Source organism: Rhodococcus sp. Leaf247 (assembly GCF_001426185.1).
In the GTDB taxonomy this organism is placed as follows: domain Bacteria; phylum Actinomycetota; class Actinomycetes; order Mycobacteriales; family Mycobacteriaceae; genus Rhodococcoides.
In genome coordinates this window covers 1235521-1251825 of the sequence record NZ_LMRP01000001.1, presented here as the reverse complement: position 1 = coordinate 1251825, position 16305 = coordinate 1235521, and the positions used below count along the sequence as shown (strand labels likewise).

The following is a 16305-nucleotide window of genomic DNA, read 5'->3' as shown; positions in this document are numbered from 1 at the left end:
CGGAGCGATCCGACCACGGCGGTCGTTCCGCCCGACACGACTCGAACTGCACCTGGAGAACACATATGAGTGAGACGCGAGAGGCGACGCCGGCGCGGAAGAAGAAGGAGGGCAACCTCCCCGGGCGTCAGGACTGGTCGAGTTGGCCCCTGTACCAGGCGGCCGGCGCGGGCTTCCGAGGGTACTGGTACCCGGTCGCGTTCTCCTCGAAGGTCGGTGAGCGGCCGCTGCGCGTGACGCTGCTCGGCGAAGACCTCTTCGTCATCCGCGACCGCGGGGTGGTGCGCGGGATGGCCAACCGCTGCCCTCACCGCGGTGTGCCCCTGAGCTACGGGAACAAGCAGTTCCCGGGAACGATCTCCTGCGTATACCACGGGTGGACGTTCGACCTCGAGTCCGGCGATCTGAAGGCTGCGATCACGGACGGCCCGAAGTCGCCGATCTGCGGCAAGGTCACCCAGCCGACTTACCACGTCGAGGAGCGTCTGGGAATGGTGTGGGTGTTCGTCGGCGACGGGGAGGAACCGCACCCGATCGACGAACAGTTGCCCGAGGAGCTCGTCGGCAACGCTGCCGTGATCGGAGCGCGCATTCAACGGCGTGAAGGCAACTGGCGCTTCGCATGCGAGAACGGTTACGACGAAGGCCACGCCAAGTATCTGCACAGAACTGCGCTGTGGCGGGTGTTCAAGTCCATGCCGGTGTGGAACACCACCAAGATCGTGAAGCGTGGGCGGTGGATCTATCGCGTTCAGCTCGAACAGTTCTGGGATGCGGACTTCCCCGGGCTGGGGAAGTGGAGCAGCCAGGCCTGGTACAAGACCAAGCCTCCGAAGACGACCACCAACATCGGCAACACCGGCTCGCACCGCGAGGTGAACGAGGTGATCGCGGCACAGGAATTCCCGGGCTTCGCGTCGGTCAGCATGCCGGGTGTCCTCCGGATCGCCTATCCGACCTTCATCCACTACGAGTTCTACGTGCCGGTCGACGAGGACAATCACCTCTACGTCGGAGTTCTCGCGGACTTCAAGAAGGGGTGGCGGACGATCCCCTTCTACTTCAAGTATCTCGGCGCTGTCCGATGGTTGTTCCACGGGCAGTTCTCCGGGCAGGACAAGTGGATGGTCGAGGTGACCGACGCACCACCGGAGAAGCTCTACCGCCCGGACGACTCGCTTCTGCAGTGGCGCAAGCTCGCCGAGGACACCACCGAGGACCGGATCGACGCTCTGGCAGACCAGGGCATCGAGGTCTCCGGGCCGGCCTGACCGCACCTCACCCATCCGAATCTCGACCGAAAGGAACACCCTTGTCCATCGTGCTGGGCGTCGGGGCATCCCACTCCACGCTGATGAACACCCATTGGGACCAGGTGGTGCACACCGACCGAGCGGAGGCGTTCCGAGCCGGCCTCGCAGTCGCTCGTGAGCGCATCGTCGAAGCACGCCCGGACGTCGTCGTCCTGGTGGGGTCCAACCACTTCCGCGGCTTCTGGCTGGACCTCATCCCGTCCTTCACCCTCGGTGTCGGCGAGGTCGTCGCCGCCGGTGACGGCGGAACACCGAAAGGCCCGCAGAAGACGGATCCCGAATTCGCCCGCGCTCTCGCTCAGCGCCTCGTCGACGCCGGTACCGAAGTGGCCATCTCCGCGCGCCTGCAGATCGACCACGGGCAATCGCACGCGATCCAGTACCTGCTCGACGGGATCGACGTACCGGTCGTACCGCTCGTGGTGAACGTCTTCGCGGCACCTCTGCCGACGCTTCCGCGAGTCGCCGAGCTCGGCCGCAACATCGCCGAAGCGGTCGCCGCGATCGGTGATCGACGCGTCGTGGTCATCGCCTCGGGTGGGTTGTCCCACCAGCTGCCCTGGCCCAGTGACTGGACGTCTCCGGACGGCGAGGACGAGGAATTCCTCGTCGAGGCATGGTTGAACGGGCGCGGCGAGTGGGAGCGGTACGACAAGCGCCGTCGGGAGATCATCGTAGGTGCCCAGCCGACCATCTTTCCCGAGTTCGACGAGCAGTTTCTCCGCGATCTCGAACTCGGTGCGTTGGACCAGTACACGCGGTGGACGTCGGAACGGATCGCAGAGAACGCGGGTAACGGCGGGCAGGAGCTGCGGACCTGGTTGCTCATGGCCGCCGCACTCGGTTTCGCACCGGGGAAAGCCCTCGCGTACTCGCCGATGCCGGAGTGGCTCACCGGGATGGGCGTGGCCCTGATCGAACCCGATTCCTCGCGAGAAGAGACGTCATGACTGTCGCATCGCCGGTCGCGGCCCCGACATCGCCCGCCGCGTCGGCACCCCCGGAAAGCCACTTCGTCGACGCGGACGGTGCCACCTACCACTACTACGACATAGGTACCGGCCCGGACACCCTCTTTCTGCACGGTGGCGGCCCGGGGTGCACCGCATGGAGTGACTTCGGACCGGTCGCGCCGTATTTCGAGGCTGATCGCCGCTGCGTCCTGGTGGACATCCTGCAGTACGGGCAATCGGAGAAATGTCTGATCACCGGTCCGATGTGGGACTTCCATGCGGCCAAGACCGTCGCGCTGATGGACGCGCTCGGCATCGAGCAAGCCGACTTCGTGTGCAACTCCTGGGGCGGAACGATCGCACTGAATCTGGCGGCGCTGTATCCCGAACGTGTTCGGTCGCTGGTGATCACGGGAAGCATGCCGGTGTTCTACGGTCCACTGGCCCCGCTTCCCGAGCGCGGTCATCGGGGACGAACGGCTCGTGACGTCTACTACGGCGGCGAGGGGCCCACCCGGGAGAAGATGCGGACACTGATCACCCGTCTGGAATGGTGTGACGCCGACCGTCTCCCCGAGGAGACCCTGGACATGCGGTACCGGCAGAGCCTCGATCCCGAGGAGACAGCTCTCGCCGCGATGTCGGACAGCCCGCGCGGCGACTGGCAGGACCTGACCCGGCAACTTGGCCTGATCGAGGCGCCCACCCTGTTCATCTGGGGGCGTGAGGACGCATTTCTCACGCCCGACTACCCGATGATGTTGGCTCGCATGATCAAGCGCGGCAACCTCCACGTGATGGACAACGTCTCGCACCACCTGCAGGAGGAGCGCCCCGCTGCATATCACGCGGTGGTCGCAGGCTTCTTCACCGCCAGCCGGCACCCCTGACCGACAAGACGAGGACACCGTTGTGAAGTTCGTGTACATCCCTCTCGCCGCCGCTCTGGCGGTGGGCGCGCTGCGTCAGCTGAGTGACCGGGTCGCCACCCACCAGCGCGTCATCCCCAATCCGCTGGCCCACGTCAACACCCAAGTACATCGCATCAATCAGTAGCACGCACACCTCTCGGTAGGAGCAACGATCATGACACAAGAACTCGCACAGACGATCTGGACAGAGCTCGCGGGGCTGGACTTCAGCGTCAGCACCGTGAACGCGGGTGGAATCCCCACACGATCACTCAGGGCCGGCAACGGTGCCGAGCACGTCGTGTTCCTTCATGGCACCAGTGGCCACCTGGAAGCGTTCGCCCGTAACATCAAGCCGCACGCGGAGCGCTACACCGTCCACGCGATCGACATGCTCGGCCACGGCTACACCGGAAAGCCGGACTACCCCTACGAGATCCCGCGCTACCGAGATCATCTTCTGGCGTACTTCGATGCCGTCGGAATCGACAAGGCGCATATCGGCGGAGAATCGCTCGGTGGGTGGGTCGGCGGTCGGACTGCGATCGACAACCCCGACCGCGTCGCCTCGTTGCAGATGATCGCCGCCGGAGGGACGGTTGCGAATCCGGAGGTGATGGACCGCATCCGGACGAGTACCCGCAAGGCCGTCGAGACGGACGACGTCGAGCTCACCCGGCGCCGTATGCAGCTGCTCATGCACGATCCGGCGAACGCGACCGAGGAACTGGTGTCGGTCCGCCACACCATCTATCACCAGCCGGACTTCGTCGCCGGCATCGACAACCTGTTGTCGTTGCAGAATCTCGAGACCCGCATGCGAAACATCCTCACGCCCGAGGACCTCGCGCAGATCACCGTTCCTACCCTGGTCGTGTGGGGTCGCAACAACCCGTTCGGGGATATTCCGGAAGCGACGGCGATGCACCAGAACATCGCCGGATCCGAGCTTCTGTTGTTCGACAACTGTGGCCACTGGCCGCAGCGTGAGCACGCGGACGAGTACAACTCGGCCAGTCTGGCGTTCCTCGAGAAGCACCCGATCGCATGAGTGCGGCGATGCGAGCAGCCCGGGTCCACGCGTGGGGACAGGCACCGGTCGTCGAGGACGTCCCGGTGCCGACCCCCGGCCCGGGGGAAGCCCTCGTTCGCGTCGAGGCCGCCTCGGTGGCGCACCTCGACGTCACCGTCGCCAGTGGTGAGTTCGGCATCAAGCCGACCCTGCCCTACACCGGTGGCGTGGAGGGAAGCGGCGTCGTCGTCGAGTCGGCTCTCTTCCCCGCAGGCACCAAGGTGGTCCTGCGCGGCGGTGGTCTCGGTCTGTTCAAGAACGGGACCTGGGCCGAGTACGTGGTCGTCAAGGACAAGGCGTTGGTCGAGGTGCCCCACGGTCTCTCACCCGAGGTCGCTGCGACGTTCTGGGTCCCGACGACGACCGCGCACACCGCACTCGTCGACGTCGGGCGACTCGGATCCTGGTTGCCCGACGTCGGCAGCGCTGCAGACGAGCACGTCATCGTGGCCGGTGCCGCCGGGGCCGTCGGCTCGATGGTCACCCAGTTGGCCCTGCGACACGGGGCGACCGTGACTGCCCTGGTGGCCGATCACGAGCAGGCGTCGCGGGTCGCGGACGGGGCCACCGCTGTGGTCGCCGACGACGACGAGCGATTCGCCGAACTCACCGAACAGCGCCCGGCCACCCTGCTGGTGGACACACTGGGTGGGTCGAACCTGGTCGTCAGGTCACGGTGGGTTCGTCCCGGTGGCCGCGCAGTGTCGATCGGATACGTTGCCGGCAACGATGTCTCGATCGGTCTGTCGAACTGGCTGCTCGACGACGTTGCTCTGCTGCCGGTCAACATGATTCGGCGTGAGGAGTCGGCGCGTGCCGCGGTCCCGGAACTCGCCGCTCTGCTGGCTGCGGGTGAGCTGACTCTCGACTTCGAGGACTTCACGTTGGAGGAGACCGGAATAGCGCTCGACAAGTTGAGTGCGGGAAAGGTCCGCGGCCGAGCGGTCGTCCTGCCGACGTGACGATCGAGAGCACGAGGCCTTCTGCCGACGAGGCCGTCGAGCGCGTTCTCGCTCAGGTCACTCGTGAACGTCTGCTCGCTGCCGTCCGCGCGATGGTGGACATCGCCAGCCCCACAGGCGGCGAGGCACCGTTGGCCGAGTGGATCGCGTCGGACCTGGCGGCAGCGGGAGTGGATGCCGAGGTCCAACGAATCGACGGGAGCCAGGCGAATGCCGTCGCCACTGTTTCCGGTGGTGACGGACCATCGCTTCTGCTCTACGCCCCGATCGATACGTTCACCACCGGCGATCCCGCGCTCGACATCCCCGGTGCCGCTGCGCGGTGGCGGCCGGATCTCGCTGCGCGGTCGGTGGTCTCGGGCGACATCGTCGAGGGACTCGGAGCCGGTAATCCCAAGGGCCACGGCGCTGTGGTGCTGGCCGTGGTGCACGCGTTGCACGCGGCCGGCGTCACTCCACCCGGCGATGTCGTCGGGGGCTTCGGAGCCGGCGGCATGCCGAGTTTCGCGGTGTCGGGTATCGGCGCGCCCGACCGCACGAATACCGGTCACGGGGTGGGTGCGGGGTTCATGCTCGAGCGCGGTCACACCACCGACTTCGCCGTCATAGCCAAGCCCGGGTGGACCGTTCTGCACGAGGAGGTCGGGTTGGTATGGATCGACGTGACCGTGCACGGTCGGCACACCTACGTCGGCAGCCGGCACCGAATCCCGTACAGCAATGCGGTCGCCTCCGCCGGCCGCGTAGCCATCGCTCTCGAGGACTGGCTAGAGGAGTACGCGCATCGCCACCGACACGCGACGATGACACCGCAAGGAATCGTCTCGTCGATCAACGGCGGACTCGAACGGTTGGCGGCGTCGACCCCTGCGGTCGTGACGCTCCGGCTCGATCTCCGGCTGACCACCGGACAGACTCCGGCCACGGTGCTGCGGGACGTGCGCGCCATGCTCGACGGTGTGAGCGAACAGCTCGGAGTGGAGGTGTCGGCACGACAAGTGGCGGCCATCCCCGCGACGCACACCCGGCCGGACTCGCCGGTTGTCCTGGCGGCCGTCGACGCGTTCGAGACCGTGTCCGGTGCACCCCACGCGGTCACCATGGACAACAGCGGGGCGACCGACGCCAATATCCTGCGCATGCGCGGCGTGCCGACAGCTCGGGTCGGAATGCCGAAAGTGACTGCGCTACCCGATGGTTCGGATATCGACTTCACGCGGGGGATGAACCTCGTCGACCTCGGTGACATGCGGCGGTTGGCCGAGATCCTGATCCGTACCGTCTTCCTTCTTCCCACCAAGATCGACCACCGAACGACGTGACGCTCAGCGCCCCTCGAACAGCGCAGTGCGCTTGTCGAGGAACGCTCCGATTCCCTCGGCCGCGTCGTCCAGTTCGAGGTTTGCCAGAACGTGCTGCTCCTCGACCGACATGGCCTCGTCGATCGGAAGGTCCCAGCCCTGGTCGATCGCAGATTTGACCAGACCGATCGTGGCTGTGGGGCGCTGAGCCAGGCGCCGGGCCTCCCGTGCGACCACCTCCTCGAAGTCCTCGCCGGCGACGAGGTCCACCAAACCCTCTCGGAGTGCCTGCTCCGAGGTGAACCTGGTGGCGTCGATGATGAAACGCTTCGCGCGGTGGGGGCCGACCAGTCGGGGCAGGCGCTGTGAACCGCCTGCACCGGGGAAGATCCCCAGGTCGGTCTCGGGGAAACCGAACAGGGCGTCCGCGTGAAGGATTCGCAGATCGCACGCGAGCGACAACTCTGCTCCTCCGCCCAACGCATGTCCGTTCAACGCGGCGATCACCGGTTTCGGTGCCAGTTCCAGCAGGCGCTGAACCACTACCCACCGCCGCATCTCGCGGTAGGTGTCGGCATCGAGGCGATGCATGACGCGTAGGTTCGCGCCGCCGACGAATATCCGGCCCTTCCCGCGGAGTACGACGCACCGCACCGTCGGGTCGTCCAGTACCGACGGCAGGTGCGTGATGAGCGACTCGATGAGGTCCGGGTCGACGATGTTGATCGGCCCGTGGTCGATGACCACGGTGACGATGTCCCCGTCGCGCTCGTAACGGTGGCCGGTGGGTCCAGTGCTCATGTGAGTACTCCTTCGGTGTGCAGGTCGGCGAGCTCCTGCGGACTCAGTCCCAGTCGCTCGCGGAGGATGTCGTCCGTCTGCTGGCCCAGCAGGGGAGCGGAGGTATGCAGGCTTCCCGGCGTGTCGGAAAGGTGCGCCACGAGTCCTTCGTGAGCGACCGGGCCGGCGAGCGGATGCTCGAGATCGACGTAGAAGCGGCGGTCACGCAGCTGCGCATCCGTCTCCACGAGGTCGCGCCCGTCGCGGACTGCGTACGCAGCAATTCCCCGACCCTGCAAGACTTCTGCGAGTGAGTCGGCGTCCATCTGCGCGGCCGCCCTCGTCAGCGACTCCATCGGATCGTGGTCGGTCCCGAACCCGAGGTCGGATGCCACGCTGTGCAGTGTGTCGGGTGCACTCGCGCCGATCGCGATCCACCGGTCGTCGCCGAGGCAACGGAGAATGCGAGCAGGGATATCGTCCGTCGATTCCGTCGGCAGCTGGCTCTCGGCCGCGGCGGTACCCAGATGAGATGCCATTGCCTCGAGCTGAGACAGGTCGACGTGTCCGCCCTCCCCGCGGTGGAGGAGCTCGAGCGCACCGATCACGGCCGAGTTCGCCGCGACCATGTCGCCCAGTCCGAACGTCAGCCCCTGTGGGTCCCGATCCGGGCGGGCGGTCTCCGCTGTCAGCCCCGACATGGCGGCCAGGGTGTCGGCGAACGTCACCGCGTCGCGCCATGGTCCCGTCTGGCCCACACCCGCCATCGACACCAACACGACGCGCGGATTGAGTTCGCGCAGTCGGTCGAAATCGAGACCCCATCGCGCGAGAACACCCGGACTGAAGTTCTCGACGACGATGTCGACGTCCGCAGCGAGTCGGCGCAGAAGAGCCTGACCGCTGTCCGTCTTCAGATTCAGGGCGATGCTTCGCTTGTTGCGGTTGAAGTTGAGGAAGTATCCGCTCTCGTCGAAGTCGGCACCCGGGCGCAGCCGCATTCCCGGCGCGAAACGAGTCGGGTCCTTCCGGTGGTAGGACTCCACCTTGAGGACGTCCGCACCATGTTCGGCGAAGACTTTGGTGACATAAGGCCCGGCCAACACCCACGTGAGGTCCAATACGCGAACGCCGTCCAGCGCACCGGCATGGCCGGGCGACGTTTTTTCCGACCGATGGTCTCCGCGGCCCGCGCCGGCGGATCGAGGGGATCCCGTCGCCCATGCGTCGTCGGTCGAGACGTCGAGCGGTGGGGCCAGACGTATCGGGCGGGGGAGAGCTGGTGATTCCCAGCCGAATCCCACATCCCGGATACTGCCGTTCTCGCCGGTGTCGGCGAAGAACATCCGGTCCAGCAGTTGAGGGTTGTCCAACAAAGCGTGAGCACTCGCCACTTCGGCCCACGGCAGAGCGCGGCGCCGCGCCTCCTCGGCGAAGGACCGGGCCGAGCGGCGGCCGGTGAATCGCGCGACCACAGCGTCCACGTGCGCTCGCTCGCGCCACCGGACATCGGTGTCCCGCCAACGGTCGTCGACAAGATCCTCGGCTTCGCCCTCGTCGATCATCCAGGTGAGGAAGTCGTCCCACATGCGGGGTGATCCGGAGTAGCCACCGCCGAGAAATCCGTCCCGTGCTCGGAACACCCGGTGAGCGACATGGCCGTAGACCCCCGAGGTGCGCGCGGGAATCGTCCGGCCGTGAATCCACGAGATGGCACCGATCTCCAGAGTGGCGGCGACGGCTTCCTGCGCGGAGATCTCGACTAGTTGGCCTGTCCCCGTGCGCCGCCGCGCGATCAGGGCAAGGAGGGCGCCGATGGCGCCGTGCGTACCGGCGAGTTGGGTGCCCTGCTCGCGGGGTGGCGCCTCGGGAGCCCGACCCGCGTCACCACACAGCCATGCCATGCCGCCGGCCGCAGTGATGACGGTGTCGTCCCCGAGCCACTCGCGTCGTGGTCCGGACAGTCCGAACGGTGTGATGAGGGTGTGCACGATCGGGCTCCAGAGTGCCGGCTGCGAATCCCGTAGAGCGAGGGTTCGCAGCGTCGACACCGGGCCGGACTCGAGCACGACATCGGCCTCGGTGATCAACGAACACAAGTCTGCATGCGTGAGCTCGGTTGCGGAGTGTCGCAGGATCCTCTTCCCGGCGTGCCAGTGAACATCGTCGACTGCCGAGTCGGACTCGTCCGACCGAGGCGCTCGGACGACATCGGCGCCGAGGCCGACGAAGATACGTGCGGCGTTGTAGCCGAGCCGATCGGTCAGGTCGAGGACGCGGAGAGGTTCGACGGACACAGTGGTGCTCCTAGTCATGGTGTGGCGCCTCGGCATCCCACGCTGCGGTCGGCAGACCACGATCGCGCAGGGCACGGCGATCGAGCTTCGTGCCGGTCGACGTGGGCAGGTCCGTCTCGATGGTGATGTAGCGGGGAACGGCGTGGCGGGGTAATTCGCGAGCGCAATGCCGGAAGAGGTCGGCCGGGTGAATGATTCGTCCGACGTGCGGGACCACCGCCAACAGGACCTCGTCCTCCGTCAGCTCGGACGGCACCCCCACTGCAGCGGCGTGTGCGACATCGGGGTGGACGGACGCCACCCGTTCGACGTGCTCGGCGTCGACGGTCAGTCCTCGCCGCCGAATGGTGTCGGCCGATCGCCCCTCGTAGTGGAGCCAGCCGTCCACCAGTCGTCCACGGTCACCGGTGACGAACCAGCCATCACGCCACGCCTGTCGAGTCGTCTCCGGCTCGCCGACGTATTCGGTGAACGTCGAATCACTCCTACGGGGAAGCACTTCCAGTGAACCCGTGAGGCCGTCTTCGAGGATGCTGCCGTCATCGGCGGTCACGCGAACCCGATAGTCGGCGACGATCTGCCCGGCCGCACCCGGTTTCACGAGCCTGCCGGTGGTCGCGACATCGCCGAGCTCGGTCGACGCATACGCCTGACGCAGTTGGACACCGAACCGTCGGGACACTTCCCGGCACATCCACTCCGGTGCCGGTCCTCCGTAGGCGCGGGAGATGCTGTGGGCGCGGTCGTCATCGCTCTCGTTCCCGCGCAACAGGATCGCACACACTGCACCCATGAAGTTGAAGGCAGTGACGTTCTCCTCGCGTGCCGTGTGCCAGAACCGACGCGCGGAGAAGTCGTCCACCACGAGTCGAGCCCCGGATTCGACCGCGGGGAGGAAGGCGGCGTGTCGGGCGTTGACATGTTGCCACGGAAAGACATTGAGGAGCACGTCACGAGAGTCGTACTGCATGGCTCGTCGTACACGTGCGGACTGACCGAGGCCGACACCGTTGCACAGCAGTGCGCCCTTGGGCCGCCCGCTCGTGCCGGAGGTGACCATGATCGCGGCGGGATCGTTTCTCGACGTCCGGCGGCGTGACGGGCGGGGGCCGGTCCGGTCCGACAGCGCTGCGAGTCCGTCCCATCGCCCGTCGACCGTGACGACGGGGATCCCGACAGCGCCGGCGAGGTCGATCGAGTGCAGTTCGGCGCTCAGCCGATCCGTCGAGGCGACGACGAGGACACACCCTGCAGCGGTCATCAGTCGAACCGCGACACGGGACTCGAGTGTGATGGGAATCGGTAGTTCGATTGCTCCCAGCCAGGAGAGTGCCGTCGTCAGCGTCACGGCGGTCGGTCCCGACGGGCAGGCTGTCGCGACGACATCACCGGACCCGACGAGCGTCGCAAGTGAGCCCGCCATGTCGACAGCGTTCTCCAGCACCAGCCCGGCGCTCATCGACGACCCGCCGACGCGACGGATGACCTCACCGTCCGCGTCGGCGTGCGCACGACGCTCGACGGCCTCGGCCAAGGAGCTTGGAGGAGTCACGCCGGCTGTGCTTGTCTCCCGGCCGCCAGGCCGAGCGCGATGTCGATGATCATGTCCTCCTGGCCACCCACCAACCCGCGGCGTCCGCACTCCATGAGCAGATCTCGCACGTCGATTCCGTAAGCGGTCGAGGCCGATTCGGCGTGCCGGAGGAAGCTCGAATACACGCCGGCGTAGCCGAGGGTCAGAGTCTCCCGATCCACGCGAACCGGCCGATCCTGGAGAGGACGGACGATGTCGTCCGCGGCATCCTGCAGCGCGAACAGATCGCTACCATGCTGGAGCCCAGTCAGATTCGCGGCTGCGACGAACGCCTCGATGGGGCAATTTCCGGCGCCTGCACCGTGCCCGGCGAGTGATGCGTCCACCCGGTATGCACCGTTCTCGACGGCGACGAGGGAATTGGCGACCGAGAGAGACAGATTCTCGTGCGCGTGGATCCCGATCTGCGTGGTCGGTTCGAGGACGTCGCGGTAGGCGCGTACTCGCGCTGCGACCTCACCCATGGTCAGGCGGCCGCCGGAGTCCGTGACATACACGCAGTGGGCCCCGTAGGACTCCATCAACTTGGCCTGCTCCGCGAGGTCACTCGGTTCCGCCATGTGAGAGAGCATGAGGAACCCGGACACATCCATGCCGATCTCGCGAGCGGCCGCGATGTGTTGAGCGGAGATGTCTGCTTCCGTGCAGTGAGTGGCCACGCGCACCGACCGGACTCCGAGGGAGTACGCCCGTTTCAGGTCGTGTATCGAACCGACGCCGGGCAGGAGGAGAGTTGTGAGCGTGGCTCGCTCGATCACGGAGGCGGCTGCTTCCAACCAGGACCAGTCGCTGTGCGAACCCGGGCCGTAGTTGATCGACGACCCCGCCAGACCGTCGCCGTGTGCGACCTCGATCGCGTCGACGCCGGCGTTGTCGAGAGCCACCACGATCCTGGCGACGTCGGTGGGAGACATCCGATGGCGGACGGCATGCATGCCGTCACGCAAGGTGACGTCCTGAACGTAGATGGACGTGCTCATCGGAGGGCCACCTTCCGGGTCGCGATTCGCTCGGCCACCTGAATGGCGGCGGAGGTCATGATGTCGAGATTGCCCGCGAAGGCGGGGAGGTAGTCCGCTGCACCCTCGACTTCGAGGAAGACCGAGATCTGGTGTGTGGGTCGTGGTGTCGATGTATCGGCGAGCAGAGTCTCCACCGGTTGATCGTCGGGTACAGAGGTCACCTGAACCTCCTGTTTGAGTCGGTAGCCCGGCACGTACGCGGCGACGTCGGCCACCATGGCGCGAACGGAATCACGCACTCGTTCGGTCAGGCCGGCACTGTTGTCGGTCGTGACGAGAGCGAAGACGGTGTCACGCATGATGAGCGGGGGTTCGGCGGGGTTGAGAACGATGATCGCTTTGCCACGAGCGGCGCCTCCGACCGACTCGATGGCGGCGGCGGTGGTCTCCATGAACTCGTCGATGTTGGCTCTGGTTCCGGGACCAGCGGACCGCGACGCGATCGACGCGACTATCTCCGCGTAGGCGACGGGGACGACGCGATTGATCGCGGCGACCACCGGTATCGTGGCCTGGCCGCCGCAGGTGACCATATTGACGTTCCGCGCGTCGACGTGACTGTCCAGGTTGACCGCGGGAACGACATACGGCCCCACTGCCGCGGGGGTCAGATCGATCATCGTCTTGCCCAGCGGTTGCAACCTGGCGGCGTTGGCCACGTGTGCCTTCGCCGACGTCGCATCGAACACGATCTCGATGTTGTCGAACCCGTCGAGGCCGATCAGTCCCTCGACGCCACGGTGAGTGACGGGTACGCCGAGTGCAGATGCACGCGCGAGGCCGTCCGACTCGGGATCGATCCCGACCATGGCACCCATTTCGAGTACGTGCGAGCGTCGAATCTTCACCATCAGATCGGTTCCGATGTTGCCGGATCCGATAATGGCGACCCTTACGGCGTTTGTCATGGTTGACCTCACTCACGGAACTGCGATGTCACCGCCCCTGTGGCAGAACGGCGTCAGCTTCACAGTCCATCGACGAACGAGGCGTGATCCGGGTCCGTTGAGCGATACGTGCCTATGCCGGACGCAAGGCGCCGAATGTCGTGGGCATGCTCATGACCGCGCGGGTGTGCTGCCGTGTGATCGCGTGCGAGGCACCTCGAAGTGCACTGACCAGTGCGGCGTCTCCGGCGTGATCCACGGGAACCGTGAGGGAGAGCGCCGCGATGGCATTGTCGCCGGAATCGTAGATGGGTACGGCGAAGCTCTTGTACCCGATAAGCGCCTCCTCGCGTTCCGTGGCCAGTCGCTGTGTCCGGATCGTGGCCATCTCGCGGCGGACGGCGTGCAGGTCGCGGGTGCTCTGCGTCGTGAGACGAGGGAGGTCACTGTCGACCAGCTGGGAAAGAAGCGCGTTCGTATCGGGTGCCATGGCGAGCAGGAGCTTTCCCGACGCCGTGCAGGTAAGGGGAAGTCTGCCGCCGACCTGCGACAGTGAGTGCACGCTGCGTGTGCCGCCCAGTTTCTCCAGATAGCACGTGTGCGTGCCCTTCCGGACGGCGAGGTGGGCGGTCCCCCGTGTCGATGCGACGAGGTCGACGAGAACCGGGCGACCCACCCGTCGCAGCAGCGACGTGCTTCCGGCGCGTTGGCTGAGGGCGAACACGCTGAATCCGATGCGGTACTCGTACCCGACACGTTCGAGCAGGCCCAGGTCCACCAGTTCCTGGGCGAGGCGATACACGGACGGCTTGGGCACACCGCTGCGCTGACACAGGTCGACCAGGCGTAGTGACTCGCTTTCGCCGTCGAAGGCCGACAGGATCGAGAACGCCTTGCCCAGAACCGAATTCGGGGGGGTGAGCAACGACTCGTCGTCCGAGTCGAAAGTGTGTGCCGACTCGGACATAGTTGCCTCCAGTGCGTGCTCGGTAGGGAGTGTGCTCCCTGTCACACCCATCATTATCCAGATGGATAATAAAGTCCAGCCGGGCAACACGACCGGAACACACTGTTCACAGCGGTGGGTCTCGGAAGTCGGTTCGCTGACCGATACGCCCGAGGGTCTCTGGGTCCTTTCGCTGGGACAGTGGCCGCTACAAGCCCGAGACGGCGCTCGTCGAACGAGATGTTGAGGAAACACCATGCACAACACACAGTTGCTCATCGCGAACGAGTGGGTCGACGCGTCCGACGGTCGCACCGGCGAGACCGTGAACCCGGCGACTAATCAGGTGATCGGCCGATTCTCCGAGGCCACCGGTGCCGACGTCGACGCCGCAGTGGCGGCGGCGCGTACCGGATTCGAATCCGACGACTGGCAGAACATGACGCCGGATGCGCGCGGCCGACTGCTGTGGAGGATCGCCGACCTGCTCGACCGTGACGCCGAGGAGATCGCCGCGCTGGAGACTGCCGATCAGGGGCAGCCGTCCTTCATGAGCGTCGGCGTCAACCTGCCGCTGACCGCGCAGGTGTTCCGGTACTACGCCGGATACGCGACCAAGATCGAGGGCACGGTGTCGCCGGTGTCGATTCCCGGCAATCTGAGTTTCCAGCAGCGAGTCCCGGTGGGGGTCTGCGCGTTGATCACACCGTGGAACTTCCCGCTGGCCATCGCTGCGTGGAAGTTGGCACCGGCCCTGGCCACTGGCAACGCGGTGGTCATGAAGCCCGCGGAGCAGACCCCGCTCTCGACTGTGCGGCTGGTGGAACTCTGCCGCGAAGCGGGAGTGCCCGCAGGTGTGGTCAACCTGCTCACCGGTGGGCCCGAGGTCGGTAAGGCGCTGGTGGCGCATCCCGGCGTAGACAAGGTGTCCTTCACGGGTTCCACCGAGGTCGGCCAGCACATCGTCCGCGCATCGGCCGGGAATCTCAAAAGGGTGTCGCTCGAACTCGGGGGCAAGGCACCCAGCATCATCACGGCCGACGCCGACATCGATGCTGCGGTGGCCGGCAATCTGCAGGGCGCACTGTTCAACACCGGCCAGGCGTGCGGTGCATATACCCGCTTCTTCGTGCACAGCTCACGTGCGGAGGAGTTCACCGCGAAGATCGCCGCCGCGGCCGATGCACTACCGATCGGACATGGATCGGATCCGTCGACCGTCGTCGGGCCGTTGGTGTCGCAGGAACACCTTGATCGCGTCCATTCCTACGTCGAGTCAGGTCGCTCGCAGGGGGCCGAACTGGTGACCGGAGGAGGCCGCGTCGGAGGTGACCTTGCCGACGGATTCTTCTACGCTCCTACGGTATTCGCCGGCGTCCGTGACGACATGGTGATCGCGCGAGACGAGATCTTCGGGCCGGTTCTCGCCGTCATGCAATACGACGACGAGGACGAGGTCGTGGCGCGCGCCAACGACACCGACTACGGACTCGCCGCGGTGGTGTGGACCAAGGAGCTCCACTCGGCTCTCGCGCTCCCGCCTCGACTGCGTTTCGGAACGGTGTTCGTCAATCAGCTGCCTTTGATCGATCCCGCGTCACCCTGGGGCGGCTTCGGGATGAGCGGCTGGGGTCGTGAATTCGGCTCGCATTCGATCGATGCTTACACCGAGACCAAGACGACGTTCATCAATCTCGGGTGATCGACCGATCGCGTGAACTCCAGTCAGTCGACTCTGCTCTGTGTGTGCGATGCCTGACCTCGCGATCTTTCCCATCGGGAATCACCATGCGATGCAACGCAATACGGACCAGGGCTTCGTGAACGGGCATGCTCTCGGTGTCACGAGAGTGTCACAAGTCGGGACGGACGGAGGTGGGCCGACACGGACGGTGGTGGACGAATGTGCAGCTCAGGCCGGTTTTAAGGAGTCCAGGTGAATCCACCTGATCGGGTCGTCGAAGCCTTGTAAGCGAGCGGTCTTCGGTTCAGGGGCATATCGAGAGCCTCCTTTCGGGATTGAACCAGCAGAAATGCTTCGAGATAGCTCGTTCTGACCATTCGTTTCACCACTTCAGCGATACGTCCGTGCAGGTCCGCCACGGTCCAGGGGTGTCCTGTCACCTGCGAAACTCGGCTCGATGTCACGAGTTGTCACAACTCATCCGTAACTCGTTGGATGGACTTGGGTGGACGGGGGACGTGGGTGGGCTTCGGATGAGAAAAGTCCGCGACAGTCCATGGACCTCTGCGGGGGGATTCAACTC

14 protein-coding genes are annotated in these 16305 nt (G+C 65.8%); 8 read left to right on the top strand and 6 right to left on the bottom strand.

Annotation, left to right across the window (positions count from 1 at the left end):
• Window positions 1–65 precede the first annotated feature (65 nt).
• Genes ASG64_RS06000 through ASG64_RS05970 form a run of 7 tightly spaced genes read left to right on the top strand, consistent with a single transcriptional unit; the run spans window position 66 to window position 6533 of the window.
• Window positions 66–1271 carry an aromatic ring-hydroxylating oxygenase subunit alpha gene (locus tag ASG64_RS06000; RefSeq protein ID WP_056070975.1) on the top strand — a complete coding sequence of 402 codons (1206 nt, stop codon included), beginning with the start codon at window positions 66–68 and terminating at the stop codon, window positions 1269–1271.
• 50 nt (window positions 1272–1321) lie between these two features.
• Window positions 1322–2263 carry a catechol 1,2-dioxygenase gene (locus tag ASG64_RS05995; RefSeq protein ID WP_235579539.1) on the top strand — a complete coding sequence of 314 codons (942 nt, stop codon included), beginning with the start codon at window positions 1322–1324 and terminating at the stop codon, window positions 2261–2263.
• On the top strand, window positions 2260–3156 hold the full coding sequence (locus tag ASG64_RS05990) for an alpha/beta fold hydrolase (protein WP_056070973.1): 897 nt from the start codon (window positions 2260–2262) through the stop codon (window positions 3154–3156). The genes ASG64_RS05995 and ASG64_RS05990 overlap by 4 nt, the downstream gene beginning before the upstream one ends.
• A gap of 22 nt (window positions 3157–3178) precedes the next feature.
• Entirely contained in the window at window positions 3179–3322 is a 144-nt protein-coding gene (locus tag ASG64_RS21475; RefSeq protein ID WP_156388265.1) for a hypothetical protein, read from the top strand.
• A 30-nt stretch (window positions 3323–3352) separates the two neighbouring features.
• Entirely contained in the window at window positions 3353–4228 is an 876-nt protein-coding gene (locus ASG64_RS05980) for an alpha/beta fold hydrolase (protein ID WP_056070966.1), read from the top strand.
• On the top strand, window positions 4225–5211 hold the full coding sequence (locus ASG64_RS05975) for a quinone oxidoreductase family protein (RefSeq protein ID WP_200933421.1): 987 nt from the start codon (window positions 4225–4227) through the stop codon (window positions 5209–5211). Before ASG64_RS05980 ends, ASG64_RS05975 begins: the two co-directional genes overlap by 4 nt.
• Window positions 5208–6533 carry a M20 family metallopeptidase gene (locus ASG64_RS05970; protein WP_056070963.1) on the top strand — a complete coding sequence of 442 codons (1326 nt, stop codon included), beginning with the start codon at window positions 5208–5210 and terminating at the stop codon, window positions 6531–6533. Before ASG64_RS05975 ends, ASG64_RS05970 begins: the two co-directional genes overlap by 4 nt.
• 3 nt (window positions 6534–6536) lie before the next feature.
• Here the strand turns inward: ASG64_RS05970 and ASG64_RS05965 are convergent, their stop codons facing one another.
• The 6 genes from ASG64_RS05965 to ASG64_RS21470 form a co-directional block, all read right to left on the bottom strand.
• Entirely contained in the window at window positions 6537–7313 is a 777-nt protein-coding gene (locus ASG64_RS05965; RefSeq protein ID WP_056070960.1) for an enoyl-CoA hydratase/isomerase family protein, read from the bottom strand.
• A complete protein-coding gene (locus ASG64_RS05960) occupies window positions 7310–9589 on the bottom strand; it encodes a CaiB/BaiF CoA-transferase family protein (RefSeq protein WP_056070957.1) in 2280 nt (759 codons plus the stop codon). The genes ASG64_RS05965 and ASG64_RS05960 overlap by 4 nt, the downstream gene beginning before the upstream one ends.
• 10 nt (window positions 9590–9599) lie before the next feature.
• Window positions 9600–11141, bottom strand: a complete 1542-nt coding sequence (locus ASG64_RS05955) for an AMP-binding protein (RefSeq protein WP_156388264.1) — start codon at window positions 11139–11141, stop codon at window positions 9600–9602.
• Entirely contained in the window at window positions 11138–12163 is a 1026-nt protein-coding gene (gene dmpG / locus ASG64_RS05950) for a 4-hydroxy-2-oxovalerate aldolase (protein WP_056070949.1), read from the bottom strand. Before dmpG ends, ASG64_RS05955 begins: the two co-directional genes overlap by 4 nt.
• A complete protein-coding gene (locus tag ASG64_RS05945; RefSeq protein ID WP_056070946.1) occupies window positions 12160–13113 on the bottom strand; it encodes an acetaldehyde dehydrogenase (acetylating) in 954 nt (317 codons plus the stop codon). The genes dmpG and ASG64_RS05945 overlap by 4 nt, the downstream gene beginning before the upstream one ends.
• A gap of 112 nt (window positions 13114–13225) precedes the next feature.
• Window positions 13226–14059, bottom strand: coding sequence for an IclR family transcriptional regulator (locus ASG64_RS21470; protein ID WP_056070943.1), 834 nt, complete (start codon window positions 14057–14059; stop codon window positions 13226–13228).
• A gap of 235 nt (window positions 14060–14294) precedes the next feature.
• On the opposite strand from ASG64_RS21470, the gene ASG64_RS05935 reads away from it, so the two are divergent.
• Window positions 14295–15740, top strand: a complete 1446-nt coding sequence (locus tag ASG64_RS05935; protein ID WP_056070940.1) for an aldehyde dehydrogenase family protein — start codon at window positions 14295–14297, stop codon at window positions 15738–15740.
• Window positions 15741–16305: the final 565 nt, after the last annotated feature.

Excerpts from the sequence above, each read along its gene's own strand:
- ASG64_RS06000 (WP_056070975.1), top strand. The coding sequence starts at position 66 with ATGAGTGAGACGCGAGAGGCGACGCCGGCGCGGAAGAAGAAGGAGGGC.
- ASG64_RS05990 (WP_056070973.1), top strand. The coding sequence starts at position 2,260 with ATGACTGTCGCATCGCCGGTCGCGGCCCCGACATCGCCCGCCGCGTCG.
- ASG64_RS05980 (WP_056070966.1), top strand. The coding sequence starts at position 3,353 with ATGACACAAGAACTCGCACAGACGATCTGGACAGAGCTCGCGGGGCTG.
- ASG64_RS05975 (WP_200933421.1), top strand. The coding sequence starts at position 4,225 with ATGAGTGCGGCGATGCGAGCAGCCCGGGTCCACGCGTGGGGACAGGCA.
- ASG64_RS05965 (WP_056070960.1), bottom strand. The coding sequence starts at position 7,313 with ATGAGCACTGGACCCACCGGCCACCGTTACGAGCGCGACGGGGACATC.
- dmpG (WP_056070949.1), bottom strand. The coding sequence starts at position 12,163 with ATGAGCACGTCCATCTACGTTCAGGACGTCACCTTGCGTGACGGCATG.
- ASG64_RS05945 (WP_056070946.1), bottom strand. The coding sequence starts at position 13,113 with ATGACAAACGCCGTAAGGGTCGCCATTATCGGATCCGGCAACATCGGA.
- ASG64_RS21470 (WP_056070943.1), bottom strand. The coding sequence starts at position 14,059 with ATGTCCGAGTCGGCACACACTTTCGACTCGGACGACGAGTCGTTGCTC.
- ASG64_RS05935 (WP_056070940.1), top strand. The coding sequence starts at position 14,295 with ATGCACAACACACAGTTGCTCATCGCGAACGAGTGGGTCGACGCGTCC.